This window comes from Burkholderia sp. MSHR3999 (genome assembly GCF_000833595.1).
Taxonomy (GTDB): domain Bacteria; phylum Pseudomonadota; class Gammaproteobacteria; order Burkholderiales; family Burkholderiaceae; genus Burkholderia; species Burkholderia ubonensis.
In genome coordinates this window covers 505,939-530,821 of the sequence record NZ_JRFO01000001.1, presented here as the reverse complement: position 1 = coordinate 530,821, position 24,883 = coordinate 505,939, and the positions used below count along the sequence as shown (strand labels likewise).

The window sequence follows — 24,883 nt, the reverse complement described above, 5'->3', positions numbered from 1 at the left end:
AACGGCCTGCCCGGCGTCGATGCCGGGCAGGCCGTTTGTCCATGAGCGGAGCGGTTGCGTTCGCCGTGAGCCGGCGGGCGGACCGCCTGCAGCCGCGAGCACGCGCCGCGCGATGCGGCGCGCCGTGCTCACTTGTTCGGCTGCGGCGTGAGACGCAGATACGGACGCACTGCGTTGAAGCCCTTCGGGAAGCGCAGCTTCAACTCTTCCGGATCCTGCAGCGACGGGACGATCACCACGTCGTCGCCGTCCTTCCAGTTGCCGGGCGTCGCGACCTTGTAGTTGTCGGTCAGCTGCAGCGAGTCGATCACGCGCAGCACTTCGTCGAAGTTGCGCCCGGTGCTCGCCGGATAGGTGATGATGAGCCGCACCTTCTTGTTCGGATCGATCACGAACAGCGAGCGCACGGTGAGCGTCTCGTTCGCGTTCGGGTGGATCATGTCGTACAGCGCGGAAACCTTGCGATCCGCGTCCGCGATGATCGGGAAGCCGACGACCGTCGCCTGCGTGTCGTTGATGTCGTTGATCCAGCCCTTGTGCGACTCGACGCTGTCGACCGACAGCGCGATCACCTTCACGTTGCGCTTCTCGAATTCGCCCTTCAGCTTCGAGGTCAGCCCGAGTTCCGTCGTGCACACCGGCGTGTAGTCCGCCGGATGGGAAAACAGCACGCCCCAGCCGTTGCCCAGCCACTCGTGGAACTTGATGCGGCCGAGGCTCGAATCCTGTTCGAAATCCGGCGCGATGTCGCCAAGACGCAGACCCATGTTGTTCTCTCCTTGAACGATGCGTGGTGAACCCCGCGCCACTCGCGCGGGACAGTCGGGTAGCTTACGGGAAGCGGACAGCCATGCGAACGATTATTCCGTTCGATATTCATACATTTTTGTCATTTTTGTCCGGCGCGCGCCCTTGTCGGGAAACGTTTCCGCCCGTTTTGCCGCTCCCCTTGAACATTACACATCGTTTACTATGTTGTCTTGCGCCACCGCGCCGCATCATCCCGGCTCGCCAGCAAGCAGGCGTTTCGCTACGATATGAACTGCAGCATGACAGCATGAAGGGAGTTGCAATGTCGGAAATCAACAAGGAGAAACTGATGTCGGATATCAAAACCGTTCTCGCGGACGCCGAAGACCTGCTCAAGCAAGCCGCGAGCAGCACGGGCGACCGCGCTGCCGAGCTGCGCGAGAAAGCGATGTCGCGCCTGAAGCAGGCCAAGGAAAAGGCAACCGACGTCCAGGTCGTCGTGGTCGAGAAAGGCAAGAAAGCCGCGCGCGCGACCGACGACTATGTGCATGAGCACCCGTGGACGTCGATCGGCATCGCGGCCGGTGTCGGCGTGCTGATCGGCCTGCTGGTCAACCGCAAGTAACGCGCGGCCAGCGCCAAACCGCCTGGCGGGCCGCCCGACGCGGCTCGCGGGCGCCAAAGCCGAGACTGGCGACATGCCGGTCGGCTTTGTCTTAGCCGCTTTCTGCACGCGCAAGCACATCATTCATGACGACAGACTCCACCTCGCAGTCATCCGGCCAGGGCCCGTTGCGCCGTCTCATCGGCTCGGTGATCGGATTGCTGCAAACGCGCCTCGAACTCGCAGGCATCGAGCTCGCCGAGGAGAAAGAGCGCCTGATGGGCGTGCTGTTCCTCGGGCTCATCGCGATGATGCTGGCGACGATGGCTCTCATCAGCCTGACCGCGCTCGTCGCGATCGCGTTCTGGGATACCTATCGCTGGCAATCGCTCGCGGTGGTCACCGCGCTGTACGCGATCGCCGGCGCCGCCTGCGCACTGAAGGTGCGTGCGAGCCTGCGCAACGCGCCGTTCGTGTTCGAAGCCACGCTGGCCGAATTCGAGAAAGACCGCGAACTGTTCCGCGGCAAGTCGTGAGCGCGCACGCGTTCGTTTCCTTCATCTACTTCGCCGACGCGCCATGAGCCATCCCGCCACAGGCAACCGATACCGCACGGCTTCGTCGCAATCGCGCTTGAATGCCGCACAGAACCGCGCGATCCGCAAGGAGCTGCTGATCCTGCGCTCCGAAGTCGAGCGCCTGGAACTCGCGGAGGCCGGCACGGAAATACGGCAGGCCGTCACCCACTTCCGCTGGCTCAAGCTGCTGGCGCCCGGGCTCACGGGCGGCTCGCTCGGGCAATCCGCGAAGAACCTCAACGCGAGCATCAGCAACCTCGTCAACCAGTATCCGATGCTGAGCTCGCTTGTGTCGCTGGTGCTCGCGAAACCCGTGCGCTCGCTGCTGCGGGCGAGCGCGAGCCCGGTGCTGAAGTGGGGTTCGCTCGGCTTTGCCGCGTGGGAAATCTACCGGTTCTTCCAACAATCGCGCGAAGGAAGCGACGGCGAGACGACCGGCAACGACTGACGCACGGCTCGCGCCGGCGCCAGCCGATGCCCGGCGCCGGCGCGGCGACATGCGTGTCGCGTCACGTCATCGCACGCCCCAGCACGTCGGCTCCCATTCACGCGCGCCGTCCGGCAGCACATTGCCTTTCGTCCCGTCCGAGCGCAACGTGAAGGCCCCGCAGCGGTCATCACGCATCGGCCCGTCGTCGAGCGGACGCGCGTCGAGTTCATAGGACACGAATGCGCCGTCGTCCGGGCGCCGGATCGCCAGCCGATAGACGGCCCGCCCGTCCGGCGGCGCATACGCGAGTGCGTCCGGCAATGTGGGTGGCGGTGCGCCGTCGAGCGTCTCGAGATACTGCGCCGCCCGGTAAAGCGCGGTCACGGCCGACGTGCGATGCGCCTGCGCGGCCTGTTGACGGTATGACGGAACCGCCACGCCGGCCAGCACCGCGATGATCGCCAGCACGATCATCAATTCGAGCAACGTGAATCCAGCCCGCCGACGCATGCGTGCCCCCATGCTCATCGGGGCTGCGCGGCGACGCGCCGCCATCGCTGCGCGACGATCCGGCCGTCGTGCATCACGACCTGCATCTGCAGCCAGACGGAGGTGGACGCATGCGCGCCGACGCCGCGCGCGGTGACGAGGTACGCACGACCGGCGGCGGGCCGTGCGATGTGCCACGCCTCGATCAGGCAACGCGCCGGCTGCGCGGCCACCGGCCATGCGGCAAACGGCGTGAATGCTTCGGGCATGTCCAGCGCGGGCATTCGCCGCCAGGCGTCAGGCTCGGCATGCGACAGGCCCGCGATCAGGTACGGCGCCGAGCCCTGACGCAAGCGCTCGACACACGCGGCAAGCGCAGCATCGGCCGCGTGAAATGCGATCAGGCGGTCCGACAGCGCGCGTGTGCGGCGCGCCTCCGTCAATGCGGATTCGAACCACGTGCCCGTCAGCGCCGCAATCGCCGCACCGACCGCGACCACGGCCGGCAGCGCCATCCCTGCCTCGCGGCAAACGCGCTTAGGCCGCGTGTGCCCCATCGCCCGTTGCTCGGCCCGGCTCAACGCGATGCTCCGGATGTGCGCCGCGTCTCGGTCTGGCGATCGTCGCGCTCGGCCGACGCATTCCTCAATGCCACGACGCGATGCAGCGTCAACCGCGCGCGGCGATCCGGCGCGACGGCGGCATGGCCGTCGCAATCGACATGACTGACGCGCTCCCGCATCGGTTCGCCACGCGCCCGCACGCAGACATGCACGGCAATCACGTTGCGCCAGTCGTCCGCGCGCATCGCGCGGGCATCGACGAATCGCGTCTCGCCACGTCGCAGAAAGCGCAGGCGCAGCTGGTCGATTTCCGATACGACCGGCTGCGCGGTCCCTAGGCGCCCGTTCCCTTCGCAATACAGTTCGGGCTCGCCCGTCGTCGGGCTGACGTGGGCGTCGAAGCGGTTCGACACGAGCGGACGGTCCGCCGGCGCGCCGACGCCCTGCCCCAGGCAATCCGATACCTGGCCGTTTGCCGTCGGCCACGTCGACACTGCGTCGCCGACATAGCGAACCAGCAGCGCGTCGGACGATGCAGGTGCCGGTTCGCAGCGCACTTGGGCATCTTCGCCGCGCACGCGAGCCGATGCGCACCCGAACAGCGGCGGCAGCGGCGGCAGCGGCGACGTCGACAGGTCGAGCGGTTGAAAGCCCGCCATCTGAATCTGCTGGCCGATCAGCGTCAATGCGGTGCTTGCGGCGTCGCGCATCCGGAACGCATCGTCGGCCCGGCGTTGCCCGACACGCTGCGCGTGATACAGCGCGCCGACTGCCGCGAGCACGAGCAGGCCGACCGACATCGCAATCAGCAATTCGAGGAGTGTATGCGCACGAGCGCGGCGATCAATATGCATTAGCCGGCACCTCGCGGAACGGGATCCGCACGCATGACGGCGAACGCGCCGATCGGCCGACCGTTTCGCATCCCGCGGCATCGCCGTCACGCCAGCCGACGGTCGCGAGCCAGGCGCCACCCGGCCCGCCGTCGATCGTCATCACGCCATCCGGCAACGACGCGACGGCCAGCGCCGCGAGGCCCGCATCGGCACCGGGCGCCGCGCGCGCGCTTTCGATGCGTGCATCGGCCAGCCACAATGCACGTTCGCGCCAGATCGTCGAGTGCTGCGCACGCGCCATCGCGAATTGGCCGCCGGCCACTGCGAGCATCATGACGGCGAGCAGCGCGACCGCCACCGCCGCCTCGATCAGCGACGCGCCGCGCATCGTGTGCCGCGCGCTCATCAGGCCGCCCCGCAACGACCGGCGACAACGCGCGCCCGGCCGCCCGCCGCGATCCGCACGCAACGCGACGCGCGTGGCGCATCGGCCTCGTGCGCGCTGCGGCGCGGGCGCAGTTCGAACCGCAGGATGCCGCCGATTGCCTGACCGGCCGGCGGCGCAAAGGCCAGCTCGTGCGCGACGCCCTCGACGATCACGTCCGGATCGCGCGGATACCGCCGCAGCACCTGCGCCCGCTCGTCGAAATGTCCGCTCACGAGCCAGCCGCACGACCATTCACCGTCATCGCAGCGCTGGCCGGGACGTACACAGGCGCCGTCGTTCCCGGCCCGGCATAGCGTGACGCGCACGCCGAGGCGCGCCGCTTCGGCCCGCGCGAACGACAGCGCGCCGAGCAACGCGCGCGAGCGGGCGTCGACCCGCTCGCGCATTCGCCACTGCTCGAACGAAGGCGCCGCGTACAGGCCGAGCCCGGCCAGCACCGCGACCACGACCATCAGTTCGACGAGCGTGAATCCCCCCGCCCTCCATACTGCTCCGCTGCGCCACATCGCCATCCTCCGTCAACGCCATGCGACGACTGTAGCGGCGCGCACGCTGGCGCGCCATCTGCCGAACGGCCAGCTGGCGGCGCGCAGCGATGCCCGCCACAATCGGCGCAGCGTGAACGAACCGGAGGAAATGCGATGAAACGACGCGGCGCGTCAGCGCTTACGCGGGGGCTTGGCAGCCGGAGAGGCGCGACGGAACTCTTCGATCACGTCGGCAAATTCGGACACGTCTTCGAACCGGCGATACACCGATGCAAAGCGCACATAGGCAATCGTATCGAGGCCGCGCAATTCGTTCATCACGAGTTCGCCGAGCTTCTCGCTACGCACTTCGCGCTCGCCTGTCGCGAGCAGCTGATATTCGATGCGGGCGACCGCCGCATCGATCGCGTCAGCCGCAACCGGCCGCTTGCGCAGCGCGAGTTGCATGCTGGCGACGATCTTGCGACGGTCGAATTCCGTGCGGCTGCCGTCCTTCTTCACGACGACCGGCAGGGCCAACTCGACCCGCTCGTACGTCGTGAAACGCTTGTCGCAGGCCGAGCAGCGACGGCGCCGGCGAATCGCGGCGCCGTCTTCGGACACGCGCGAATCCACCACCTGCGTGTCGTCGCTGCGGCAGAACGGGCAGCGCATGAGCGATCAGCGATAGACCGGGAAACGCTTGGTCAGGTCGGCCACTTGCGCGCGCACGCGCTCGATCGTCGCTGCATCTTCCGGGTTGTCGAGCACGTCGGCGATCAGGTTGCCGACCAGCTCCGCTTCGGCCGTGCCGAAGCCGCGCGTCGTCATCGCCGGCGAGCCGAGACGGATGCCGCTCGTCACGAACGGCTTTTCCGGATCGTTCGGGATCGCGTTCTTGTTGACCGTGATGTGCGCGGCGCCGAGCGCGGCTTCCGCCGCCTTGCCCGTGATGTGCTTCGCACGCAGGTCGACCAGCATCACGTGGCTTTCGGTGCGGCCCGACACGATGCGCAGGCCGCGCTTGACCAGCGTCTCGGCCAGCACGCGCGCGTTCTCGACCACCTTCTGCTGGTACGCCTTGAACTCCGGCGACAGCGCTTCCTTGAACGCGACCGCCTTCGCGGCGATCACGTGCATCAGCGGGCCACCCTGGATGCCCGGGAAGATCGCCGAGTTGATCTGCTTCTCGTACTCGGCCTTCATCAGGATCACGCCGCCGCGCGGGCCGCGCAGGCTCTTGTGGGTCGTGGTCGTGACGAAATCGGCGTGCGGCACCGGGTTCGGGTAGACGCCCGCGGCGATCAAGCCCGCGTAGTGCGCCATGTCGACCATCAGGTACGCGCCGACCGACTTCGCGATCTTCGCGAGACGCTCGAAGTCGATCTTCAGCGCGAACGCCGACGCGCCCGCGACGATCAGCTTCGGCTTGTGCTCCTGCGCAAGCTGCTCGGCCGCTTCGTAGTCGATGTCTTCGCTTTCGTTCAGGCCGTAGCTGACGACGTTGAACCACTTGCCCGACATGTTCACGGGCGAGCCGTGCGTCAGGTGGCCGCCGTGCGCGAGGCTCATGCCCATGATCGTGTCGCCCGGCTTGAGCATCGCGAAGAACACGCCCTGGTTCGCCTGCGAGCCCGAGTTCGGCTGGACGTTCGCGGCTTCGGCGCCGAACAGTTCCTTCACGCGGTCGATCGCGAGCTGCTCGACGATGTCGACGTATTCGCAGCCGCCGTAGTAGCGCTTGCCCGGGTAGCCCTCGGCGTACTTGTTCGTGAGCTGCGAGCCCTGTGCGGCCATCACGGCCGGGCTCGTGTAGTTTTCCGACGCGATCAGCTCGATGTGATCTTCCTGGCGGCGGTTTTCCTGCTCGATCGCTGCAAAGACTTCGGGATCGACGTTCGCAATGGTGCTTTGGGCTCTGTCAAACATACGGTTTCCGTTAAGTGTGTACAGGTTGACCGGGGTGGCCGAGTACATTGCGCTGCTGGCGGCACCAGCTCGACGTGGCGGAAGAATCCGTATGACGCGAGGCAGGGACAGCCACCGGCGATGCACGCGACGGCGCACAACGGCTGCCCAGGCGAACGGCAAAAACGGCGCCCTGCGCTTCACGGTGGGATGCTCCACCTTGAACCCGAGGGTTCTATCGCCAGTCACGCAGGGGTGATGAGCGCGTTAGTTTATTGGATGCGTCATGAATAGGCAACCGCGCGGCGGCCACCGCAAACAAACGGGGACAGAGGTGCGCCACCCGCGCCGGCTGAGCTTTGCGCCTTGCCGCGGTGCGGCAATCTCAGTACGCTTGCAGGTTCCCCACCCGCTACCCTACCGACCAGGAGCAGCAATGATCGTGTTCGTCACAGGCGCGTCCGCCGGCTTCGGCGCCGCCATCGCCCGTGCCTTCGTCAACGGCGGCCACCGCGTCGTTGCGACCGCGCGCCGCCAGGATCGTCTCGACGCGCTCGCGGCCGAGCTCGGCGACGCACTGCTGCCGCTCGAGCTCGACGTGCGCGACCGCGCCGCCGTCGAAGCCGTGCCGGCCGCCCTTCCCGCCGAGTTCGCCGCGCTCGACGTGCTCGTCAACAACGCCGGTCTCGCACTCGGCGTCGAGCCTGCCCACAAGGCCAGCCTCGACGAATGGCAGACGATGATCGACACCAACTGCTCGGGCCTCGTGACAGTCACGCACGCGCTGCTTCCGGGCATGATCGCGCGCGGCCGCGGCCATATCTTCAACCTCGGCTCGGTTGCCGGCACCTACCCGTACCCGGGCGGCAACGTCTACGGCGCGACCAAGGCTTTCGTCCGACAATTCAGCCTGAACCTGCGCGCCGACCTGATCGGCACGCCGCTGCGCGTCACCGACATCGAGCCGGGCCTGTGCGGCGGCACCGAATTCTCGAACGTCCGCTTCCGCGGCGACGACGCGAAGGCGGCCGGCGTGTACGCGAACGTCCAGCCGCTCACGGCCGAGGACATTGCCGACACGATCTACTGGATCGCGACGCGTCCCGCGCACGTGAACATCAACACGATCGAGATGATGCCGGTCGCCCAGGCGCCGGCCGGCCTCACCGTCCATCGCGGCTGACGGTCCGCCGCGAGCCGCCCCGGCGGCCGGCTCGCGGCCCGGAACATTCCGTTACGAATCGGTTGCGAAGCGGCCTTCCCGCTTCCGGTAAAATGCGCGCCATGACTCAGCCTACCCGCCCCCCGGAAGCGCCTTCCGGCTTCACCTGGCCGGTTCGCGTGTATTACGAGGATACCGACGCAGGCGGCATCGTCTTCTATGCCAACTACCTGAAATTCTTCGAGCGAGCGCGCACCGAGTGGCTGCGCGCCTGCGGCATCGACCAGCGGCGCCTCGCCGACGAAACGGGCGCGATCTTCATCGTCCGCAGCACGGCGCTCGACTATCGCGCGCCGGCGCGGCTCGACGATACGCTCGCGATCACGAGCCGGCCCGGACGGATTGGCCGCGCATCGGTGGAATTCATGCAGGAAGCGTGGCGTGGCGACACGCTGCTCGTCGCCGGGCAAATCCGCATCGGTTGCGTCGACCGCACGGGCATCCGCCCCGCGGCGATCCCGCCGGCGGTGCTCGACGCGCTGCAACGCGGGCCCGTCATCGACGCCGGGCACACTGTGTTGTCAACGAGGCTCGCGTGAGCCCCGTTTAGACAATGCCTATGAACTTGCCTTCCTGAATCGATACTAAGCATGATTCGGCGTCAGGCGCGGCAGCGGCATGCCGGCGCGCAGCGCCTCGCCCGCGCCGGGGACGCCTAGCCGGGCCCCTTGGCCGGGCGCCCCCGAAGGGACGTTACTCAAACCTCTATGAACACTTCTCAAGACCTGTCGATCATTTCCCTCGTCCTCAATGCGAGCGTCCTGGCCCAGGCCGTGATGGGACTGCTGCTGCTGCTGTCGCTGATGTCGTGGACCTTCATCTTCCGCAAGTGGTTCGCGATCCGCCGCGCACGCGCGCAGACCGAGCGTTTCGAACGGGATTTCTGGTCGGGCGGCGACCTGCAGGCCTTGTATCAGAGCGCGGCGAACAACCGCCACACGATCGGCGCGCTCGAGCGGATCTTCGAGTCGGGGATGCGCGAGTTCCTGAAGGCGAAGGAAAAGCGCATCAGCGACCCGGGCCTCGTGCTCGACGGCGCGCGGCGTGCGATGCGCGCGTCGTTCCAGCGCGAGATGGACGTGCTCGAAGCGAACCTGGCATTCCTCGCGTCGGTCGGCTCGGTCAGCCCGTACATCGGTCTGTTCGGCACGGTCTGGGGGATCATGAACTCGTTCCGCGGCCTCGCGAACGTCCAGCAGGCGACGCTCGCGAACGTCGCGCCGGGCATCGCCGAAGCGCTCGTCGCCACCGCGATCGGCCTGTTCGCCGCGATTCCGGCCGTCGTCGCCTACAACCGCTACGCGCACGACATCGACCGCCTCGCGATCCGCTTCGAGACCTTCATCGAAGAGTTCTCGAACATCCTGCAGCGCCAGGCCCAGTAAGGAGCGCGACATGGCCGGAACCCCCATCCGATCCAGCATGCGCGGCGGCCGCTCGCGCCGCGCGATGGCCGACATCAACGTCGTGCCGTACATCGACGTGATGCTCGTGCTGCTCGTGATCTTCATGGTCACCGCACCGCTCGTCGCGCCGTCGATCATCAACCTGCCGACCGTCGGCAATGCCGCGCCGCAGGAGCAGACGCCGCCCGTCGTCGTCAACATCAAGGCCGACCGCACGATGAGCGTCAAGTACAAGGGCAACTCGGGCGCGACGCAGGAAGACACGATGACGAAGGCCGAGCTCGACAGCTTCATCGTCGCCCGCCAGGCGGATCATCCTGACCAGCCGGTCGTGATCGCGGCCGACAAGACCGTGCAGTACGATGCAGTCATGACCGTGATGTCGGATCTGAAGGCGCGCGGCGTCAAGCGCGTCGGCCTCCTCGTCAAATCGCAATGAAACGGCAACCCCCGCGCAGCACCGCCTACCCGCCGATGCCGCCGCGCGAGCGCGGCACGTGGCGCGCATTCGCGCTCGCGGCGTTGATGCACGTGCTGCTCGCGCTGTTCCTGTATCACGGCGTGCAATGGCAGAACAGCACCCCGGCCGGCGCCGAGGCCGAGCTGTGGACGACGGTGCCCGACATGCAGACGCCGCAGCCTGCTCCGACGCCGCCCGCCCGCGTCGCCCCGCCCCCTCCCCCGGTGAAGAACGAGGAAGCGGACATCGCGCTGCAGCAGAAGAAGCGTCAGCAGGAAGCCGCCGCACGCGAAGCGCTGCTCGAACAGCAGCGCCGCGCGCAGCAACTCAAGGCGGAACAGGAAGAACAGACCAGGCGAGCGCAGCTGGCGGCCCGGCAGGCCGCCGCGCTCGCCGCGCAGAAGGCCGCCGAGCAGGAAAAGCAGAAGCAGGCTGACAAGCTCAGGCAGAAGCAGCTCGCCGAGCAGCAAAAACTGGAACAGCAGAAGCTCGAGCAGCAGAAGCAGGCAAAGCTCGAGGCGCAGCAGCAGGCGGCGAAGACGAAAGCCGAAGCCGCGGCCAAGGCGAAGGCTGAAGCGGCGGCCCGCGCGAAGGCCGATGCGGCGTCGAAGGCGAAGCTCGACCAGGAGCGGCGTGTGCGCCTCGCGCAGATGCAAGGCCTGGCGGGCGGCGGCGAAGGCGGTGGCGAAGGTCTCGCGAAGAGCGGCACCGGCACGGGCTCCGGCGGCAACGCGGCGTCCCCGGGCTATCCGGACAAGGTGCGGCGTCGCGTCAAGCCACACATCGTCTGGGGCGGCGAGCGCGACAGCCTGACGACCGTCGTCGCGATCCGCTGCACGCCGTCGGGCGACGTATTGAGCGTATCGATCCGCCGTTCGAGCGGAAATTCGGGGTGGGATCAAGCCGTGGTCAGTGCGATCCAGGCGTCGGTCCCGTTGCCGCCCGATTCTAACGGTCGTACTCCATCGGACATTACGATTACCTTCAAGGCGGCGGAGTGAACGGAAATGCGCTTACACTCCCGCCGTCGCTGTAGGACGGGAACGAATCGGGTATTTTTACTGTCTCTGCGGTTGCGCAGCGATACAAGTCATACGGGAAGCAAGAAGCATGAGTTTGATGACGAAGCTAGGTTTCAGGGCACTCGTGGCCTCGTGTCTGATTGCGGCGGGCAGCGCCGCTAACGCGCAGGTCAACGTGCTGATCACCGGCGTCGGTTCGACCCAGTTCCCCATCGCCACCGCGAATTTCGCGAATGAGGCGGGCCTGCCGCAGCAGGTCACGTCGATCGTCCGCGCGGACCTCGCCCGCAGCGGCAAATTCACCAACATCGACGCCGGCAGCACGCCGGTGCCCGAGACCGCATCGGTCGACCTCGGCGCATGGAAGGCCAAGGGCGCGAATGCGTTCGTCGCCGGCAGCGTGAACCGCGACGCGAGCGGCCAGTACAAGGTCAACTTCATCCTGTACGACACCGTCAAGCAGCAAAGCCTCGGCGGCCTGTCGCTGACGGCGAACGACGGCACGCTGCGCACGGCCGGCCACAAGATCGCCGACTACATCTACCAGAAGCTGCTCGGCACGCGCGGGGTGTTCGCGACGCGCCTGTCGTACGTGATCAAGTCCGGCAACCGCTACCAGCTGCAGATTTCCGATTCGGACGGCCAGAACCCGCGCATCGCGCTGTCGAGCACCGAGCCGATCATCTCGCCGGCGTGGTCGCCGAACGGCACGAAGGTCGCCTATGTATCGTTCGAGCGCAAGAAGCCGATCGTCTACATCCACGACCTGCCGACCGGCCGCCGCTACATCGTTTCCGACCAGAAGGGCAACAACAGCGCGCCGGCGTGGTCGCCGGACAGCCAGACGCTGTCGGTCGCGCTGTCGCTGACGGGCAACACGCAGATCTACGCGGTCAACGCGAACGGCGGCGGCCTGCATCGGCTGACCCAGAGCAACTCGATCGACACCGAGCCGTTCTACTCGCCGGACGGCCGCTGGATCTACTTCACGAGCGATCGCGGCGGCGCGCCGCAAATCTACCGGATGCCCGCCCAGGGCGAAAGCGCCGGTGCGGCTCAGCGCGTGACCTTCACCGGCAGCTACAACACGAGCCCGCGCGTCAGCCCGGACGGCAAGCTGCTCGCTTACATCTCCCGCACGGGCGGCGGCTTCAAGCTGTATGTTCAGGATCTGCAGACGGGCGCGGCGAACGCGATCACGAATACCAGCCATGACGAGTCGCCCAGCTTCGCGGCGAACGGCCAGTACCTGCTGTACGCCACCCAGTCGGGCGGGCGCAACGTGCTGGCCGCCGTCCCATCCGACGGCAGTGCGCCGCCGCAGATTCTGTCCGTCCAGGGCGGCTCCGTACGCGAGCCGTCGTGGGGACCCTTCATGCAATGACCACAAGGAGAGTAACCATGATGTCGAAAAAAGTTCGTCTGGCCCTGGCCGTGATGATGGTCGGCGCGCTGGCAGCATGCAAGTCGGGCGTGAAGCTCGACGAGAAGGCCAACGCCGGTGCGATGAGCACCCAGCCGAACCCCGAGAACGTCGCGCAAGTGACGGTCGATCCGCTGAACGACCCGAACAGCCCGCTCGCGAAGCGCAGCATCTACTTCGATTTCGACAGCTACTCGGTGAAGGATGAGTATCAGCCGCTGATGCAGCAACACGCGCAGTACCTGAAGAGCCATCCGCAGCGTCACGTGCTGATCCAGGGCAACACCGACGAACGCGGCACGAGCGAGTACAACCTCGCGCTGGGCCAGAAGCGTGCGGAAGCGGTCCGCCGCGCGATGGCGCTGCTCGGCGTCGCCGATTCGCAAATGGAAGCCGTGAGCCTCGGCAAGGAAAAGCCGCAGGCAGCGGGTCACGACGAGGCATCGTGGGCGCAGAACCGCCGCTCGGATCTCGTCTACCAACAGTAAGTGACGGAAGGTTAGCTGTATGACGCACCGTGAATCCTGGCTGCGCGTGGCCGCAGCCCTGTGCGTCGTCGGCGCGGCGTGGTCGGCCGCGCCGGCGCACGCCGGCATGTTCGACGACAACGAGGCGCGTCGCGCCGTGCTCGATCTGCGCAGCAAGAGCGACAATCTTGCGGGCCAGCTCGCGGCCGCGCAACGCACGATCCTCGATCAGACCGCCCGCCTCGACCAGCTGAACCAGCAGGTCGCGACGCTGCGCGGCGAGAACGAGGATCTGACGAACCGCCTCACGACGCTGGAACGTCAGCAGAAGGAGTACTACACCGATCTCGATACGCGGCTCAAGAAGTTCGAGCCGGAGCAGAAGACGGTCGACGGTGTCGAAGGCACCGTGCAGCCGGGCGAGACGGATGCGTTCAATGCGGCGCAGCAGCAGTTCCGCGACGGCAACTTTAAGGCTGCCGCCGCGTCGTTTCGCAGCTTCATCGCGAAGTATCCGCAGAGCCCCTACCAGCCGAGCGCGCAGTACTGGCTCGGCAATGCGCAGTACGCGCTGCGCGACTACCGCGGCTCGACGGCGACGTGGCAGGGCATCGTGAGCAAGTTCCCGCAGCATCCGCGTGCAGCCGACGCGCTCATCGCGATCGGCACGAACCAGCTCGAGCAAGGCCAGAAGGCGGCGGCGAAGAAGACCTTCGAACAGGTCGTATCGCAGTACAACGGGACGAGCGCGGCGCAGACGGCACAAGGCAAGCTGCAGACCATCAAATAATGATGTTCAGGGTTGTTGACAGGTTCGCAACCTAAAGCTATAATTTCCTTCTTTGGGTCGTTAGCTCAGTTGGTAGAGCAGCGGACTTTTAATCCGTTGGTCACAGGTTCAAGTCCTGTACGGCCTACCAAAAAATTCAAGGGCTTAGCAGCAATGCTAAGCCCTTTTTCTTTGCAGCCTTCCAGTCGATATTAGACGCTGTCTAATACATTGCTCACCCTAGCGGTCGCGTTCCTCGTCCCAACCCGGGAAATGGTCAACTAGGGGTTCTGCATGCTCGGCAATCTGGCGGTTCCTAGCCGCGATGCACCGCTGACACCCTCCGGTGTTCAATTGCCTGTTCCCGCTCATCCCTGCAATGTTCGACATGATCAAAATACACTCGGCCCCAAAGGGCCGAGGTGCGTGCGGAAACACAATTCGAATCGGATTACTATTGAGCTTGGGTGCAATTTAGCAACTCTTCGCGACACCACCACTATCCTCGAGTCGCCGATTTTTACATTACGACAGGCAGCCCTCCCGATGACGAGCTATTTTCCGATCGTAATTGGGGTTTTATCGCCCTCACTCGTGAATCCGCAATATTCGTTGTCATTATCTAGCCATAAAATAAAAAGGGTCTTACCATTCCCTATTGACGGGTCACCGCCATACGAGTTGCTAGCAGGAAATGACCTTTGCCCACTATTGAACAGCTTCACCACCGCAGCAGTAACGTTGATCACTTGCTGGTGGTAACCATACCAAGCATATTGAATAACAGCCACCTTCACTCTCCTTTCATTCTTGATGATTATTTTTCAGCGAGCGTTGATATAAACGAAGCATTCTAACGCCAGGCGATACACGGCCTGGCCCCTCTGGATCCCCTACCTTAAGTCCCAGTATTTGTGAGAGTTACGCCGCCGATAATTCCATACCCCTCTTGGGTAATGGCTCCAGTGCTATGGAAGGTAACAACCTGGGCAGCAGGGAGCGACGGGAAAATTTTGAGAACAATGTTGCGAATAGTTTCGAAGTTACTTGCATTAGTTGTGTCAATCAAAAATTTTCTCGTCGTCGGCGGGCTAGAATTGATTGAGATCAAAATATTATTTGGATAATTCTGAGCCGGCGCAATCGACGCAATACTGGTAAGAGTGTACTCAACCGAGATTTCCGGATGTCTTTCGCTCATGTTCCTCTCCGCTTGAAAATTAAATAATAACACCCCTCCTTGCAGCGCAACACGCAACGAGAAGCGCTCAATAACGTTAGACAAAAACCACTCGGAACGCAAATAAATATTCCCCCCCTGTCATTTTTGACAGCACAAACAATCGATTTAAAAACTATTGCGCCGCTTATTTACCATCATTCATCCAGCAAATAAAAATTATCGAACACATTAAACCGGAGCGCATTTAAATTGACGTGCCTGGCCGCATCACCGGGCAGGTGGGGTTGTGCACTATCGTCAGGGTTGGTGAGACTGCATAAACAAGGCGCATAAAACTGCATAGCGAAATCGCCCCCTCGAGCGCAGCGCACCCCGCGCCGGCCGGTCACGGATAGCCGGTGCATATATGCATAAAAACCACTCGCTTTTGCGGGCAGGTGGGGCGGGGTCACAACTGCGCGCGCGGGGTCGCGATCAGCATCCTCTGTCACGGTCCGGCCCCAAAAATGCCCCGCCGGCGCGTCAGGCGGCCCGCCACGGCCCTGCTGCGCTTCGGCCCAACTGTCGACGGCCATCCGCCGGCGGCCGCCCTGATGCGCCCTATTCCGCCTCGGTCGCGCACAGACGACGGTCGCAAAAAAGCCGCCGGCACCGAAGTGCCCGGCGGCTTGTTTTGCCGGTTGTGCGCTCGGCGTCAGCCCTTCGGCATCTCGAAGTCTCTGAACCGCACGACCTCGATCCCGAGCCAGTCGTTCACCTCCCGAAGCCGCGCCTTCAACGGCTCGATCTCGAGATCATTGAACACCCCGGCCGCCTTCTCCACGTCCCCGAACCCGCCCGCGTTCGACGGAATGATCCCCATCAGTTGCGGCGGCACGCGGTGCGCCGCGAGCTGATCCTCGACCGTCACCTTCTTGATGTTCCAGAACTCGTCCTTCGCCGCGACCTCGCCGATCGGCAGGAGCTGGATGCCGTCCTTCTTCCCCTTCGGCGCGTACATGAACAGGTTCCGGAAGTTGCCGGGCCCCTTCGCGTTCTTCAGCGCCGAGCGCAGGTTGTCGACGTCTTCCTGCTTGTCGGCCGGATCGGTCATGTACAGGATGAAGCCCGCATGGCTGCCGTTCTTGTAGTAGCGCCGACGGAACAGCGTCGCGCTCTCGTTCAACCAGGTCGAGTTCAGCGCCGACATGTATTCCGGCAGCCCGTAGATCTCCTGGTTCAGGTCCGGCTCGAACAGATGATAGACGGCGCCCTTCGGAAACGCGTGCGGCTCGCGCACGTTCGTCACGAACCAGTATTGATCCGCCTCGACGCCGACCCGCGTATATTTCGCAAGCGCGGATTTCAGCGCCATCGGCGTGCCGAGCTGGTTCGTGCGCAGTTCGAGGTAGCTGTTCGCGAAGACCAGGTACTCGAGCACGAACCGGCTGAAGTCGGCACGCGACAGCAACGGATGCTCGATGTATGCCTGTACGAGAATATTGCGCTTCACGTAGATGGCCGAGCTGTGATGCGGCGCGGCCCGGAACGAGCGCGCGAGTCCATCCAGCGGCAGCGGCGGCTCGTACCAATTCCCCATGCGCATGCATTCAACGTAGTCCAGCAGCTCGCGCCGGTCGAGCACGGCGATCGGATCGCCGAACGAGAATACTTCCGCGCGCGGCGCCGGCGCCGCGGTCGACTCCACTGCCGGCTCGGCGCGGTCCTGCGTGCGGCGCCCAGCGCCGCGTCGATACTTGCGTGACATCAAAAAATCTCCATGAATCCGGTATTGGTGGCAGTCGCCCCCTCGAGCGGCTCGTTCGCAAGCGCGTGCATGCACGCCCAGGCCAGGTCGCCGTGGCTCGCCTCTTCCGAGCGCGTTGTCGTGTACGTCACCTGCAGGCCGCTGGGCGTGATCGTTTTCTTGATCGCCATGAACGAGGCGGTCAGGTCGGTCCATCCGGCGTCGTACTCCAGCCGGCCCTTGCGGATCACGTTCTGCGCCTTCATCACCAACATGGCTTTCACCTCGACCGAGTAGCGGATCGGCGTCGCGGCCGGAAAGAACTTGGTGACCAGCTCGTAGACGCCCTGGCCCATGCCAGTCGTGTCGATCCCGATGTAGGTGACGCGGTAGCGCCTGGTCAGCGCCTCGATCTGAGCTGCCTGCGCTTCGAAGTCCAAGCCGTGCCACTGGAACCGCTCGAGCACGCGGAATTTCCCGCCCGGATACTTCGGCGGCGCAATCACCACGCAGCCGGCGCTATCGCGCGTGCGTGACGGGTCGTAGCCGATCCATACCTCTTCGTCGCCAAACGGGCGCAGGTACAGCGGTTTGTAGTCGTCCCACACTTCCCAGGTGTCGACCAGGCATGACTGCATCGTCGACAGCGGAAACACCGACAGCGAATCGTCGATGAACTGGCACAGCAGCAGGTTCGCGTATTCGTCGGCGCTGTATTCGAGCTTCAGGCGATCAAGGTCGAACAGGTTGCAGCCGCCGCGCACGGCGTCCTCGACGGTCACGATCTGCCGCCACTGGCCGTCGCCGCACGCGCGGCCCGGCGCCAGGGCCGCATTCGAGAGATCGAGCGACACGCGCTGATCCTTCGGGCGGCCCTTGTTGAACAGCGCGCCGGACCAGAACGGATAGGCGTCGTGCGCCAGGCTCGACGGCGTCGAAAAATAGGTCTGCCGCCACTGCGAATGGATCGCCATGCCGGACGCGACCTTGCGCAGGTCCTGGAAGCGCGGCACCCAGAAGTACTCGTCGAAATACAGGTTGCCGTGATAGCTCTGCGCGGTGCGTGCGTTGGTGCCGAGGAAGTACAGCGTCGCGCCGTTCGGCAGCACGATTGGATCGCCGCGCAGCTCGACACCGACCGCGTCCTTCGCGAACTGGACGATGTACTGCCGGAACACGTGCGCCTGCGCCTTGCTGGCCGACAGAAAAATCTGATTGCGGCCCGTGTTCAGCGCGTCGAGCAGCGCCTCGCGCGCGAAGTACCAGGTCGCGCCGATCTGGCGGCTCTTGAGGATGTTGCGGATACGTTCCTTGAAGCCCGCGCGATACCAGCCGCGCTGATACTCGAAGATCGATTCGAGGAACGCGTCGTTGAGCTTCTCGATCTGCTCGTCGCTGAACGCATTGCGCTCGTCCGAGCCGCGCGATCGGCGCGTGCCACCCGCGCTCCCGGATTCGCTCACCTTCGCATCGTTCGCCGGGCGCGGCCTCAACCGGTCGAGCTGACGCGTCAGCAGGTCGATCTCCTTGTAGTCGCGCCCTTCCTTCGCCTCCTTCGTCACCAGCTTGATCAACTGCGCTTCGATCGTCATGTTGACGCGATCGACCGGCTCGGTGTCGTCCCATCGGTCGCGCCGCTTCCAGCTATAGAGCGTGGCCGGCTTCTCGCCGAGCATTTCGGAGATACGCGCGATGCGATACCCCTGCCAGTACAGGTCGCGAGCGCGCCGACGCGGATCGACGTCGGATGAATCAATGGGAAGAGCAGTCATGCAGCAAGGCTACCGACGCGCGCGCGTAGGCCCTACTGCATACGGTTGTATCGGTTGCGTCCACAACCAACATGCGTTGCGACGTGGGTTCGAACTGCCGACACTGGAATCCCTGAACACAGCCCCTCACAGCGGATTCGCACATGGCACAGGACGCAAAGAAGACGAAATTTTTCTGCATCGCGACGGAAGGCGCGACCACGGACGGCCGAAAGATCGACCGCAAGATGCTCGAGCAAATGGCGAGCAACTACGATCCGAAGAAGTACGGCGCCCGAATCAACATGGAACACATTCGCGGCATGTATCCGGACAGCGCATTCCGCGCATATGGCGACGTGATCGCGCTGAAGACCGACGAGCAGGATGGCAAAACGCGCCTACTCGCGCAGCTCTCGCCGACGAAAGACCTGATCGCAATGACCACCGAGCAGCGCCAGAAGGTCTACACGTCGATGGAGGTCGACCCGGACTTCGCCGGTACCGGTGAGGCGTACCTGGTTGGCCTCGCCGTCACCGACAACCCGGCGAGCCTCGGCACCGAAATGCTCGAGTTCAGCGCGAAGAGCAAGGCGCTCGATAAGCGCAAGCAGCGCCCGGAAAACCTGTTCAGCGCTTCGGTCGAGGCTGACATCGAGCTGGACGAAGACGCGGTGCGCACGAACGATGCAGGCAAGTCGCTGTTCTCGAAGGTGCTCGGCCTCCTGAACCGCAAGGAAGCGACCGACGACCAGCGCTTTTCCGACCTCTCGCAATCGGTCGTCGCGCTCGCGGAAAGCCAGAGCCAGGTGCTCGAGCAGCTCGAAAAGTACAACGCGAATTTCGACGAGCTGAAGCGCGCGCAGCAGGACGGCGACAAGCGACACAGCGAGCTGGTCCAGAAACTGTCGCGCACCGACAGCAGCACGCAACAGCGGCCGACGTCGACGGGCAGCGACAACGCGGCGCAGACCGACTGCTAACCCGCCCTCATCCCTTTTCCCATAGACGGAGAACCCATGCGGAACACCACCCGCGAGCAGTACAACCGGTACCTGGGCCGCATCCAGGAACTGAACGGCGTCAGCGATGCGACGAAGAAGTTTTCGGTCGCGCCGAGCGTGCAGCAAACGCTCGAAACCAAGATTCAGGAGTCGAGCGCATTCCTCGGCCGGATCAACATCCACGGCGTCGAGGAAATGGAAGGCGAGAAGATCGGCCTTGGCGTAACCGGCCCTATCGCGAGCCGCACCGATACGACCAAGCGAGCGCGCGAGACGCGCGACCTGTCGGCACTCGATAGCCAGAAATACCGCTGCGAGAAGACGAACTACGACCACCATATTCGCTACCAGCAGCTCGACGCGTGGGCGAAGTTCCCGGACTTCCAGGCGCGCCTGCGCGATTCCATCGTCGTGCGCCAGGCACTCGATCGCATCATGATCGGATGGAACGGCGTAAAGGTTGCGGACGATACCGATCTCGCCGCGAACCCGCTGCTTCAGGACGTGAACATCGGCTGGCTGCAGCAGTACCGCAATAACGCAAAGCAACGCGTGTTCTCGGGCGTGAAGATCGGCAAGGGCGAGGAATTCAAGAATCTCGACGCTGTCGTTTCGCTCGCGCGCAACGAGTTCCTCGACCCGTGGTACGCCGAAGACCCGAATCTCGTCGTGATCTGCGGCCGCGAGCTGCTCCAGGACAAGTATTTCCCGCTCATCAACCAGGCGCAGCCGTCGACCGAAACGCTCGCAACCGACATCGTCGTCTCGCAGAAGCGCGTCGGCAACCTGCCGGCCGTCAGCGTCCCGTACTTCCCAGCTCATGCGCTGATGGTCACGCGCCTGGACAACCTGTCGATTTACTGGCAAACGAGCGCGCGCCGGCGCTCGCTGAAGGAAGTGCCCGAGCGCGACCGTATCGAGAACTATGAAAGCTCGAACGATGCGTACGTGATCGAGCAGTACGGCGCCGGCTGCGTGGTCGAGAACATCCAGCTCGTCGACGCTGCCCCGCCCGCTCCGCAGGGTGGCGCATGACGAACCCGTTCCGCCAACACTTCCAGCGCACCGTCGCGGCGACGGCCGCGCGCGGCGCGCCGGCGAGTGTCGGCGGGCTGCGCGACGACTCGGCATATACGCTGATGCTCGCGCAGCTCGACGAACACCGCCGTGCGCTGAAGGCCGTCGAGTCGCTCGAGCGCAAGGCCGATCTGAAGCGGCAGTTTCTGCCCGCATACGACGCGTGGGTCGCGGGCGTGCTCGACGGCGCGGCCGGCGCCCAGGACGACGTGCTGATGACGATCATGGTCTGGCGCGTCGACGTCGGCAACTACCAGGGCGCGCTCGAGATCGGCGCGTATGCACTGCGGCACGGCCTCACGCTGCCCGACCAGTTCAAGCGCAGCACGCCCTGCCTGCTTGTCGAGGAATTCGCCGACGCGGCGCTGCGCGCGAACCGGGCCGGCGAGTCGATCCAGGTCGAGCCGCTGATGGACATCGAGCAGCTCACGGCCGCGGCCGACATGCCCGACGAGGTGCGCGCGAAGCTGCACAAGGCGATCGGCTACGGCCTCACCGCCGTGTATCCCGCGACCGCACTCGACCACCTGCGCCGCGCATTGCAACTCTTCGCGAACGTGGGCGTGAAGAAGGACATCGAGCGGCTCGAGCGCGAGCTGAAGAACTCCGCCAGCGGGGGCCAGTCCGGCTCCGATGGCTGACACCGAGCGTACCCCGCGCACCAGGCGGCACGGGGCCGTAGCCGGCACTGTCCGCGCGAAAGCCCCGTCCACCGCCTCTACCAATCACCGACACAAACCTGATCATGTCCTTTGTCTCGACCCCGCCGCTGCCGCGCGCGCCGGCGGAAGCTGAACCAGCCAAGCCGATCAAGAACGATCCGTTCTACCCGGACGTGTCGCTCGAGCATGCACGCGACACGATGCGCCTCGACGGTTCCGTCACCGATGCCCGCCTGCGGCACGAGCTGCTCGCCGCGGTCGCGAGCGTGAACGACGAGCTGCGCAGCGCCCGCGCGGCGTGGCGCGATGCCGGCATCGTGCGGCTCGCCGACGTGCCGGCCGACCAGCTCGACGACGAAAGCGTGCGGCTGCAGCACTACCGGCGCGCCGTGTACTGCTTGGCGAAGGCGACGCTCATCGAGCGGTACCGCGATTACGACACGACGGGCGACGGTGCGCGTCGGGCCGACGAGCTCGAGCCGCAGGGCGACGAGCTGCGCCGCGATGCACGCTGGGCAATCAGCGACATCGTCGGCCGGCCGCGCGTAACGGTGGAGCTGATCTGATGGAGGTCCGCGCGCTGCAGGGCGAAACCCTCGACGCGCTGTGCTGGCGCGTGCTCGGCCGCACGCGCGGCGTCGTCGAGGCCGTGCTCGACCTCAACCGGGACCTGGCGCAATACGGCCCGGTCCTGCCTCACGGGCTGCTCGTCGAGCTGCCCGACGAAGTACCGCAAGCGGCGCAATCCGGCGCCGAGCGGCTCCAGTTATGGGACTGAAGATGGCTGAACCTATTTCCACGTCGTCCGCGACGGTCGCGGCGCTCGGCGTCGCAACGCTGTCGCTGTTTCCCGGCGTCGACGCCAACGTCGTCATGGGCGCCTTTGCCGGCTCCCTGCTGTTCGTGATGACCGCGGCTGACCCGTCGATCCCGAAGCGCGTCGCGTTCTTCGTGATCTCGTTCGTCGCTGGCTGCCTGACCGCCGAGCTGTTCGCGGCCGCGCTCGATGCCGTGCTGCCGGCGCGCGTCGAGGTCCATGCCGGCATCGGCGCGCTGATCGCCTCCGCGCTCGTCGTGAAGCTGCTGCTGTGGCTGATCGCCCAGGCCGACGCGCCCGACCGGCTGCTGAACGTGTTCAAGGGGAGGGAAAAGTGATGCTCACGACCGTCTACGTGCTGCTGTGCGCGGCGCTCGCGCTGCGCCTCGTGACGTTCCGCCGCGGCGCCGGCGCGCACCGGCCGCTCGCGTCGTGCCTGGCCTATGCGTTGGCCGTCGCCGCCGGCGCTGCGCCGATCCGCGCTGCGTTCGGCACGCTGCCGCCGGCGAGCCTCGCCGACACGGTGCTGGCTGGGGTCCTGTGCCTCGCCGTGTACGGCGTGCGCGGCAACGTCGTCGAGCTGTTCCACCGGGGCAACCCGCGCGACTCCCTGATCGCGCGCGTGCTGCAGTTCAAGCTGTGGGGGCGCCATGTATAAGACCCTTCGCCTGGGCGACCGTGGCGCGGACGTTGGCTACCTGCAGCGCCAGCTCGTCGCGGCCGGCGCGCGCCTCGACACTGACGCGATCTACGGCAGCGCGACGCGCACCGCCGTGCTGGCGTTCCAGGCGTCGCACGGCCTGGTCGCCGATGGCATCGCCGGCCCGAAGACCTGGTCGACGCTCGCGGCCGGTCAGCGCGATCCGCGCGATCTCACCGACGCGGACCTCCAACGTGCGGCCGACCAGCTGCAGGTCGATCTCGCGGCCGTGCGCGCGGTCAACGAGGTCGAATCACACGGCACAGGCTTCCTGCCGGACGGCCGTCCCGTGATCCGCTACGAACGGCACATCATGTACCGCCAGCTCGCGGCCGCCGGCATGGACGCGGACGCGCTGGCGACAAAGTATCCCGCTCTGGTGAACCCGAAGCGTGGCGGCTACGCCGGCAACGCGGCGGAATATGCGCGCCTGACGAGCGCGCAGCAGATCTCGGCCGCGTGCGCGCTCGAGGCGACGAGCTGGGGCGCGTTTCAGATCATGGGCTTCCACTGGAACGCGCTCGGCTACGCCGACGTGTTCGCGTTCGTCGACGCGATGAAGGCCAGCGAGGCCGAGCAGCTCGAAGCGTTCGTCCGATTCATTCTCGCCGACAAGACGCTGCTCGCCGCGCTGCGCGGCCGGAAGTGGGCGAAGTTCGCCGAGCTGTACAACGGCAAGGCATACGCCGAGAACCTGTACGACGTGAAGCTCGAACGGGCGTTCGATCGCTACAGCCGGGCGGCTGCATGACGGCCAGCGCTCGCATTCTCGTCGTCGGCGCGATCGCGCTCGCCGGCGCGGCCGTCGTCATCGCGGTTCAGCATGCGCGCCTGGTCGATGCCGGCCTGCGTGCCAACGCACTCGCGCGTGACGTGCGCGACCGGACGGCCGAGCGCGACGCGGCGCGCCGCGACGTGAAGGTCGTCACCCAGTACGTCGACCGTGTCCAGGTCGTCCGCGAGAAGGGCGACACCATCATCAAAGAGGTTCCCGTTTATGTGGATCGCGAAGCTGATCGTGCCTGCGTTGTTCCTGTCGGGTTTGTGCGCGTGCACGACGCCGCCGTCGCCAACGTGCCAGTGGGCGATCCCGGAAGCGCTGATGCGGCCCCCGCGGGCATTGCGCTCTCTGCCGTCGCCGCCACCGTCGCGGGCAATTACACCACCTGTCACGAAAACGCCGAGCAGTTGATCGCGCTGCAGGCGCGCGTGCGCGACACCGCGCAGGAGGCACCATGAACAAGCCCGACAGCCTGCGCGCGGCGCTCACGGCGGCATTGCCGGAGTTCGCACGCGATCCTGACCGGCTGCACATCTTCATCGAACACGGGTCGATCGCCGTCACCGCGGCGCACTCGCTGTCGTTCGAATATGCGTACACGCTCGACATCGTCGTGACGGATTACGCCGGTCATTCGGATCACCTGATGGTGCCGATCATCGCCTGGCTGAAGATCCACCAGCCCGAGCTGCTGCTCAACCGCGATCTCTGCCGCGACGGGTTCAAGTTCCAGGCGGAGCTGCTCGACAACGGCAAGTCCGACGTCGAAATCCTGCTGAAACTGACCGAGCGCGTCGGCGTAACCGAGCAAGTAGACGGCTACGATATTCGCCACTTCGGCGAACCGCCGATCGCGGGGACTTGATGGCCGACCGACTGTCCCGCGCCGAGGATTGGGCGGCAGGCCTCCTTGGCCAGCTCACGAGCGCGCAGCGCGCGCGCCTGGCGAAGACGCTGGCGACCGAGCTGCGCCGGCGCCAGTCGCGGCGCATCGCCGAGGCGCGCAATCCGGACGGCAGCCGGTACGCGCCGCGCAAGCCGCAGGCCCGACGCAAGAAGGGCCGCATCCGGCGCGCGATGTTCGCGAAGCTGCGCACTGCCCGCTTCCTCAAAACCGCCTCGAGCGCTGACGCGTCGGTGCTGCATTTCACGCGCCAGGTCGAGCGCATCGCGCGCGTCCACCAGGAGGGCCTGCGCGATCGCGTCGAACGCAACGGCCCGGTCGTCCAGTATCCAGCGCGCGAGCTGCTCGGCCTGGCCGACCCCGATATCGATCGAATCGCGGACGTCGTCCTCGACTTCCTGTCGCAGTAACGCGACGCATGGCCGGTTTCCATCAG

The 24,883-nt window shown here is 65.5% G+C and carries 34 protein-coding genes, 1 tRNA gene and 1 riboswitch; of the genes, 23 read left to right on the top strand and 12 right to left on the bottom strand.

The features are described from left to right. Nucleotides 1-128: 128 nt before the first annotated feature. Nucleotides 129-767, bottom strand: a complete 639-nt coding sequence (locus KY49_RS02600) for a peroxiredoxin (protein WP_042583250.1) — start codon at nt 765-767, stop codon at nt 129-131. Between the two features lie 305 nt (nt 768-1,072). On the opposite strand from KY49_RS02600, the gene KY49_RS02595 reads away from it, so the two are divergent. From KY49_RS02595 to KY49_RS02585, 3 genes are all read left to right on the top strand, one after another. After that, entirely contained in the window at nt 1,073-1,375 is a 303-nt protein-coding gene (locus KY49_RS02595; protein WP_010091502.1) for a DUF883 family protein, read from the top strand. A 125-nt stretch (nt 1,376-1,500) separates the two neighbouring features. After that, a complete protein-coding gene (locus KY49_RS02590) occupies nt 1,501-1,890 on the top strand; it encodes a phage holin family protein (protein ID WP_042583249.1) in 390 nt (129 codons plus the stop codon). A gap of 43 nt (nt 1,891-1,933) precedes the next feature. Next, nucleotides 1,934-2,380, top strand: coding sequence for a DUF3318 domain-containing protein (locus KY49_RS02585; RefSeq protein ID WP_042583248.1), 447 nt, complete (start codon nt 1,934-1,936; stop codon nt 2,378-2,380). Between the two features lie 66 nt (nt 2,381-2,446). Here KY49_RS02585 and KY49_RS02580 read toward each other — a convergent pair whose 3' ends face one another. From KY49_RS02580 to glyA, 7 genes are all read right to left on the bottom strand, one after another. Continuing rightward, complete coding sequence (locus KY49_RS02580; protein ID WP_042584519.1) at nt 2,447-2,872, bottom strand: type IV pilin protein; 426 nt, start codon at nt 2,870-2,872, stop codon at nt 2,447-2,449. Nucleotides 2,873-2,886: 14 nt separating this feature from the next. Then, a complete protein-coding gene (locus KY49_RS02575; RefSeq protein WP_230380855.1) occupies nt 2,887-3,366 on the bottom strand; it encodes a pilus assembly protein in 480 nt (159 codons plus the stop codon). Nucleotides 3,367-3,428: 62 nt separating this feature from the next. After that, nucleotides 3,429-4,268 (bottom strand): PilW family protein, encoded by an 840-nt coding sequence (locus KY49_RS02570; RefSeq protein ID WP_042583246.1) that lies wholly within the window; start codon nt 4,266-4,268, stop codon nt 3,429-3,431. Beyond that, nucleotides 4,258-4,656: a hypothetical protein gene (locus KY49_RS02565; protein ID WP_082062321.1), complete on the bottom strand. Its 399-nt coding sequence runs from the start codon at nt 4,654-4,656 to the stop codon at nt 4,258-4,260. Before KY49_RS02565 ends, KY49_RS02570 begins: the two co-directional genes overlap by 11 nt. Next, nucleotides 4,656-5,204, bottom strand: coding sequence for a GspH/FimT family pseudopilin (locus KY49_RS02560; protein ID WP_059971065.1), 549 nt, complete (start codon nt 5,202-5,204; stop codon nt 4,656-4,658). The genes KY49_RS02565 and KY49_RS02560 overlap by 1 nt, the downstream gene beginning before the upstream one ends. 153 nt (nt 5,205-5,357) lie before the next feature. Continuing rightward, complete coding sequence (gene nrdR, locus KY49_RS02555; protein WP_010091494.1) at nt 5,358-5,840, bottom strand: transcriptional regulator NrdR; 483 nt, start codon at nt 5,838-5,840, stop codon at nt 5,358-5,360. A 6-nt stretch (nt 5,841-5,846) separates the two neighbouring features. After that, entirely contained in the window at nt 5,847-7,094 is a 1,248-nt protein-coding gene (gene glyA / locus KY49_RS02550) for a serine hydroxymethyltransferase (RefSeq protein ID WP_042583244.1), read from the bottom strand. Nucleotides 7,095-7,232: 138 nt separating this feature from the next. After that, nucleotides 7,233-7,332: riboswitch (ZMP/ZTP riboswitch) on the bottom strand. Between the two features lie 177 nt (nt 7,333-7,509). Here glyA and KY49_RS02545 point away from each other — a divergent pair. The 9 genes from KY49_RS02545 (at nt 7,510) to KY49_RS02505 (ending at nt 13,993) form a co-directional block, all read left to right on the top strand. Next, nucleotides 7,510-8,256, top strand: a complete 747-nt coding sequence (locus tag KY49_RS02545) for an SDR family NAD(P)-dependent oxidoreductase (protein WP_042583243.1) — start codon at nt 7,510-7,512, stop codon at nt 8,254-8,256. A 92-nt stretch (nt 8,257-8,348) separates the two neighbouring features. Further along, nucleotides 8,349-8,834 (top strand): tol-pal system-associated acyl-CoA thioesterase, encoded by a 486-nt coding sequence (gene ybgC, locus KY49_RS02540; protein WP_042583242.1) that lies wholly within the window; start codon nt 8,349-8,351, stop codon nt 8,832-8,834. A gap of 168 nt (nt 8,835-9,002) precedes the next feature. Then, entirely contained in the window at nt 9,003-9,680 is a 678-nt protein-coding gene (gene tolQ, locus KY49_RS02535; protein WP_010091489.1) for a protein TolQ, read from the top strand. A gap of 10 nt (nt 9,681-9,690) precedes the next feature. Beyond that, complete coding sequence (gene tolR / locus KY49_RS02530) at nt 9,691-10,140, top strand: protein TolR (RefSeq protein WP_042583241.1); 450 nt, start codon at nt 9,691-9,693, stop codon at nt 10,138-10,140. Further along, nucleotides 10,137-11,162 carry a cell envelope integrity protein TolA gene (gene tolA / locus KY49_RS02525; protein ID WP_042583240.1) on the top strand — a complete coding sequence of 342 codons (1,026 nt, stop codon included), beginning with the start codon at nt 10,137-10,139 and terminating at the stop codon, nt 11,160-11,162. The genes tolR and tolA overlap by 4 nt, the downstream gene beginning before the upstream one ends. A gap of 109 nt (nt 11,163-11,271) precedes the next feature. Next, nucleotides 11,272-12,567 (top strand): Tol-Pal system beta propeller repeat protein TolB, encoded by a 1,296-nt coding sequence (gene tolB, locus KY49_RS02520; protein WP_042583239.1) that lies wholly within the window; start codon nt 11,272-11,274, stop codon nt 12,565-12,567. Nucleotides 12,568-12,584: 17 nt separating this feature from the next. Continuing rightward, nucleotides 12,585-13,094 (top strand): peptidoglycan-associated lipoprotein Pal, encoded by a 510-nt coding sequence (gene pal / locus KY49_RS02515; RefSeq protein ID WP_010091485.1) that lies wholly within the window; start codon nt 12,585-12,587, stop codon nt 13,092-13,094. A gap of 19 nt (nt 13,095-13,113) precedes the next feature. Then, complete coding sequence (ybgF, locus tag KY49_RS02510; protein WP_042583238.1) at nt 13,114-13,863, top strand: tol-pal system protein YbgF; 750 nt, start codon at nt 13,114-13,116, stop codon at nt 13,861-13,863. Nucleotides 13,864-13,917: 54 nt separating this feature from the next. Beyond that, nucleotides 13,918-13,993 (top strand) — tRNA-Lys (locus KY49_RS02505). 403 nt (nt 13,994-14,396) lie between these two features. Here KY49_RS02505 and KY49_RS36800 read toward each other — a convergent pair. The 4 genes from KY49_RS36800 to KY49_RS02495 all read right to left on the bottom strand — a co-directional run bounded on the left by KY49_RS36800 (nt 14,397) and on the right by KY49_RS02495 (nt 18,523). Further along, nucleotides 14,397-14,633, bottom strand: coding sequence for a hypothetical protein (locus KY49_RS36800; protein WP_156162416.1), 237 nt, complete (start codon nt 14,631-14,633; stop codon nt 14,397-14,399). A 107-nt stretch (nt 14,634-14,740) separates the two neighbouring features. After that, nucleotides 14,741-15,043, bottom strand: coding sequence for a hypothetical protein (locus tag KY49_RS36795; protein WP_156162415.1), 303 nt, complete (start codon nt 15,041-15,043; stop codon nt 14,741-14,743). Between the two features lie 676 nt (nt 15,044-15,719). Then, nucleotides 15,720-16,772 carry a phage portal protein gene (locus KY49_RS02500; protein WP_042583237.1) on the bottom strand — a complete coding sequence of 351 codons (1,053 nt, stop codon included), beginning with the start codon at nt 16,770-16,772 and terminating at the stop codon, nt 15,720-15,722. After that, nucleotides 16,772-18,523 carry a terminase ATPase subunit family protein gene (locus tag KY49_RS02495; RefSeq protein ID WP_042583236.1) on the bottom strand — a complete coding sequence of 584 codons (1,752 nt, stop codon included), beginning with the start codon at nt 18,521-18,523 and terminating at the stop codon, nt 16,772-16,774. Before KY49_RS02495 ends, KY49_RS02500 begins: the two co-directional genes overlap by 1 nt. A gap of 143 nt (nt 18,524-18,666) precedes the next feature. Between KY49_RS02495 and KY49_RS02490 the strand changes: the two genes are divergently transcribed. The 11 genes from KY49_RS02490 (at nt 18,667) to KY49_RS02440 (ending at nt 24,857) form a co-directional block, all read left to right on the top strand. Further along, nucleotides 18,667-19,485, top strand: coding sequence for a GPO family capsid scaffolding protein (locus tag KY49_RS02490; protein WP_042583235.1), 819 nt, complete (start codon nt 18,667-18,669; stop codon nt 19,483-19,485). Nucleotides 19,486-19,521: 36 nt separating this feature from the next. Further along, entirely contained in the window at nt 19,522-20,541 is a 1,020-nt protein-coding gene (locus tag KY49_RS02485; protein ID WP_042583234.1) for a phage major capsid protein, P2 family, read from the top strand. Beyond that, nucleotides 20,538-21,224: a phage terminase small subunit gene (locus tag KY49_RS02480; RefSeq protein WP_042583233.1), complete on the top strand. Its 687-nt coding sequence runs from the start codon at nt 20,538-20,540 to the stop codon at nt 21,222-21,224. The genes KY49_RS02485 and KY49_RS02480 overlap by 4 nt, the downstream gene beginning before the upstream one ends. A gap of 104 nt (nt 21,225-21,328) precedes the next feature. Continuing rightward, nucleotides 21,329-21,811, top strand: a complete 483-nt coding sequence (locus KY49_RS02475; RefSeq protein WP_042583232.1) for a head completion/stabilization protein — start codon at nt 21,329-21,331, stop codon at nt 21,809-21,811. After that, the gene (locus KY49_RS02470; RefSeq protein WP_042583231.1) at nt 21,811-22,023 is read left to right on the top strand and encodes a tail protein X; all 213 of its coding nucleotides are present in this window, start codon (nt 21,811-21,813) and stop codon (nt 22,021-22,023) included. Before KY49_RS02475 ends, KY49_RS02470 begins: the two co-directional genes overlap by 1 nt. Nucleotides 22,024-22,025: 2 nt before the next feature. Beyond that, entirely contained in the window at nt 22,026-22,400 is a 375-nt protein-coding gene (locus KY49_RS02465) for a putative holin (protein WP_042583230.1), read from the top strand. Continuing rightward, entirely contained in the window at nt 22,400-22,720 is a 321-nt protein-coding gene (locus tag KY49_RS02460) for a phage holin family protein (protein ID WP_042583229.1), read from the top strand. Before KY49_RS02465 ends, KY49_RS02460 begins: the two co-directional genes overlap by 1 nt. Then, on the top strand, nt 22,713-23,513 hold the full coding sequence (locus KY49_RS02455; protein ID WP_042583228.1) for an N-acetylmuramidase domain-containing protein: 801 nt from the start codon (nt 22,713-22,715) through the stop codon (nt 23,511-23,513). The genes KY49_RS02460 and KY49_RS02455 overlap by 8 nt, the downstream gene beginning before the upstream one ends. Further along, nucleotides 23,510-24,001, top strand: a complete 492-nt coding sequence (locus KY49_RS02450) for a hypothetical protein (RefSeq protein WP_042583227.1) — start codon at nt 23,510-23,512, stop codon at nt 23,999-24,001. Before KY49_RS02455 ends, KY49_RS02450 begins: the two co-directional genes overlap by 4 nt. Beyond that, nucleotides 23,998-24,408 (top strand): phage tail protein, encoded by a 411-nt coding sequence (locus KY49_RS02445; RefSeq protein WP_042583226.1) that lies wholly within the window; start codon nt 23,998-24,000, stop codon nt 24,406-24,408. The genes KY49_RS02450 and KY49_RS02445 overlap by 4 nt, the downstream gene beginning before the upstream one ends. After that, the gene (locus KY49_RS02440) at nt 24,408-24,857 is read left to right on the top strand and encodes a phage virion morphogenesis protein (RefSeq protein WP_042583225.1); all 450 of its coding nucleotides are present in this window, start codon (nt 24,408-24,410) and stop codon (nt 24,855-24,857) included. The genes KY49_RS02445 and KY49_RS02440 overlap by 1 nt, the downstream gene beginning before the upstream one ends. Nucleotides 24,858-24,883 lie beyond the last annotated feature (26 nt).

Excerpts from the sequence above, each read along its gene's own strand:
- tolA (WP_042583240.1), top strand. The coding sequence starts at position 10,137 with ATGAAACGGCAACCCCCGCGCAGCACCGCCTACCCGCCGATGCCGCCG.
- KY49_RS02595 (WP_010091502.1), top strand. The coding sequence starts at position 1,073 with ATGTCGGAAATCAACAAGGAGAAACTGATGTCGGATATCAAAACCGTT.
- KY49_RS02575 (WP_230380855.1), bottom strand. The coding sequence starts at position 3,366 with ATGGCGCTGCCGGCCGTGGTCGCGGTCGGTGCGGCGATTGCGGCGCTG.
- KY49_RS02560 (WP_059971065.1), bottom strand. The coding sequence starts at position 5,204 with ATGTGGCGCAGCGGAGCAGTATGGAGGGCGGGGGGATTCACGCTCGTC.
- nrdR (WP_010091494.1), bottom strand. The coding sequence starts at position 5,840 with ATGCGCTGCCCGTTCTGCCGCAGCGACGACACGCAGGTGGTGGATTCG.
- KY49_RS02580 (WP_042584519.1), bottom strand. The coding sequence starts at position 2,872 with ATGCGTCGGCGGGCTGGATTCACGTTGCTCGAATTGATGATCGTGCTG.
- tolQ (WP_010091489.1), top strand. The coding sequence starts at position 9,003 with ATGAACACTTCTCAAGACCTGTCGATCATTTCCCTCGTCCTCAATGCG.
- KY49_RS02460 (WP_042583229.1), top strand. The coding sequence starts at position 22,400 with ATGCTCACGACCGTCTACGTGCTGCTGTGCGCGGCGCTCGCGCTGCGC.
- KY49_RS02480 (WP_042583233.1), top strand. The coding sequence starts at position 20,538 with ATGACGAACCCGTTCCGCCAACACTTCCAGCGCACCGTCGCGGCGACG.
- KY49_RS02590 (WP_042583249.1), top strand. The coding sequence starts at position 1,501 with ATGACGACAGACTCCACCTCGCAGTCATCCGGCCAGGGCCCGTTGCGC.
- KY49_RS02545 (WP_042583243.1), top strand. The coding sequence starts at position 7,510 with ATGATCGTGTTCGTCACAGGCGCGTCCGCCGGCTTCGGCGCCGCCATC.
- KY49_RS02495 (WP_042583236.1), bottom strand. The coding sequence starts at position 18,523 with ATGACTGCTCTTCCCATTGATTCATCCGACGTCGATCCGCGTCGGCGC.
- KY49_RS02440 (WP_042583225.1), top strand. The coding sequence starts at position 24,408 with ATGGCCGACCGACTGTCCCGCGCCGAGGATTGGGCGGCAGGCCTCCTT.
- KY49_RS02570 (WP_042583246.1), bottom strand. The coding sequence starts at position 4,268 with ATGCATATTGATCGCCGCGCTCGTGCGCATACACTCCTCGAATTGCTG.
- KY49_RS02450 (WP_042583227.1), top strand. The coding sequence starts at position 23,510 with ATGACGGCCAGCGCTCGCATTCTCGTCGTCGGCGCGATCGCGCTCGCC.
- KY49_RS36795 (WP_156162415.1), bottom strand. The coding sequence starts at position 15,043 with ATGAGCGAAAGACATCCGGAAATCTCGGTTGAGTACACTCTTACCAGT.
- KY49_RS02565 (WP_082062321.1), bottom strand. The coding sequence starts at position 4,656 with ATGAGCGCGCGGCACACGATGCGCGGCGCGTCGCTGATCGAGGCGGCG.
- tolR (WP_042583241.1), top strand. The coding sequence starts at position 9,691 with ATGGCCGGAACCCCCATCCGATCCAGCATGCGCGGCGGCCGCTCGCGC.
- pal (WP_010091485.1), top strand. The coding sequence starts at position 12,585 with ATGATGTCGAAAAAAGTTCGTCTGGCCCTGGCCGTGATGATGGTCGGC.
- KY49_RS02445 (WP_042583226.1), top strand. The coding sequence starts at position 23,998 with ATGAACAAGCCCGACAGCCTGCGCGCGGCGCTCACGGCGGCATTGCCG.
- tolB (WP_042583239.1), top strand. The coding sequence starts at position 11,272 with ATGAGTTTGATGACGAAGCTAGGTTTCAGGGCACTCGTGGCCTCGTGT.
- KY49_RS02485 (WP_042583234.1), top strand. The coding sequence starts at position 19,522 with ATGCGGAACACCACCCGCGAGCAGTACAACCGGTACCTGGGCCGCATC.
- KY49_RS02465 (WP_042583230.1), top strand. The coding sequence starts at position 22,026 with ATGGCTGAACCTATTTCCACGTCGTCCGCGACGGTCGCGGCGCTCGGC.
- KY49_RS02470 (WP_042583231.1), top strand. The coding sequence starts at position 21,811 with ATGGAGGTCCGCGCGCTGCAGGGCGAAACCCTCGACGCGCTGTGCTGG.
- ybgC (WP_042583242.1), top strand. The coding sequence starts at position 8,349 with ATGCGCGCCATGACTCAGCCTACCCGCCCCCCGGAAGCGCCTTCCGGC.
- glyA (WP_042583244.1), bottom strand. The coding sequence starts at position 7,094 with ATGTTTGACAGAGCCCAAAGCACCATTGCGAACGTCGATCCCGAAGTC.
- KY49_RS02585 (WP_042583248.1), top strand. The coding sequence starts at position 1,934 with ATGAGCCATCCCGCCACAGGCAACCGATACCGCACGGCTTCGTCGCAA.
- KY49_RS02490 (WP_042583235.1), top strand. The coding sequence starts at position 18,667 with ATGGCACAGGACGCAAAGAAGACGAAATTTTTCTGCATCGCGACGGAA.
- ybgF (WP_042583238.1), top strand. The coding sequence starts at position 13,114 with ATGACGCACCGTGAATCCTGGCTGCGCGTGGCCGCAGCCCTGTGCGTC.
- KY49_RS02475 (WP_042583232.1), top strand. The coding sequence starts at position 21,329 with ATGTCCTTTGTCTCGACCCCGCCGCTGCCGCGCGCGCCGGCGGAAGCT.
- KY49_RS02455 (WP_042583228.1), top strand. The coding sequence starts at position 22,713 with ATGTATAAGACCCTTCGCCTGGGCGACCGTGGCGCGGACGTTGGCTAC.
- KY49_RS02500 (WP_042583237.1), bottom strand. The coding sequence starts at position 16,772 with ATGTCACGCAAGTATCGACGCGGCGCTGGGCGCCGCACGCAGGACCGC.
- KY49_RS02600 (WP_042583250.1), bottom strand. The coding sequence starts at position 767 with ATGGGTCTGCGTCTTGGCGACATCGCGCCGGATTTCGAACAGGATTCG.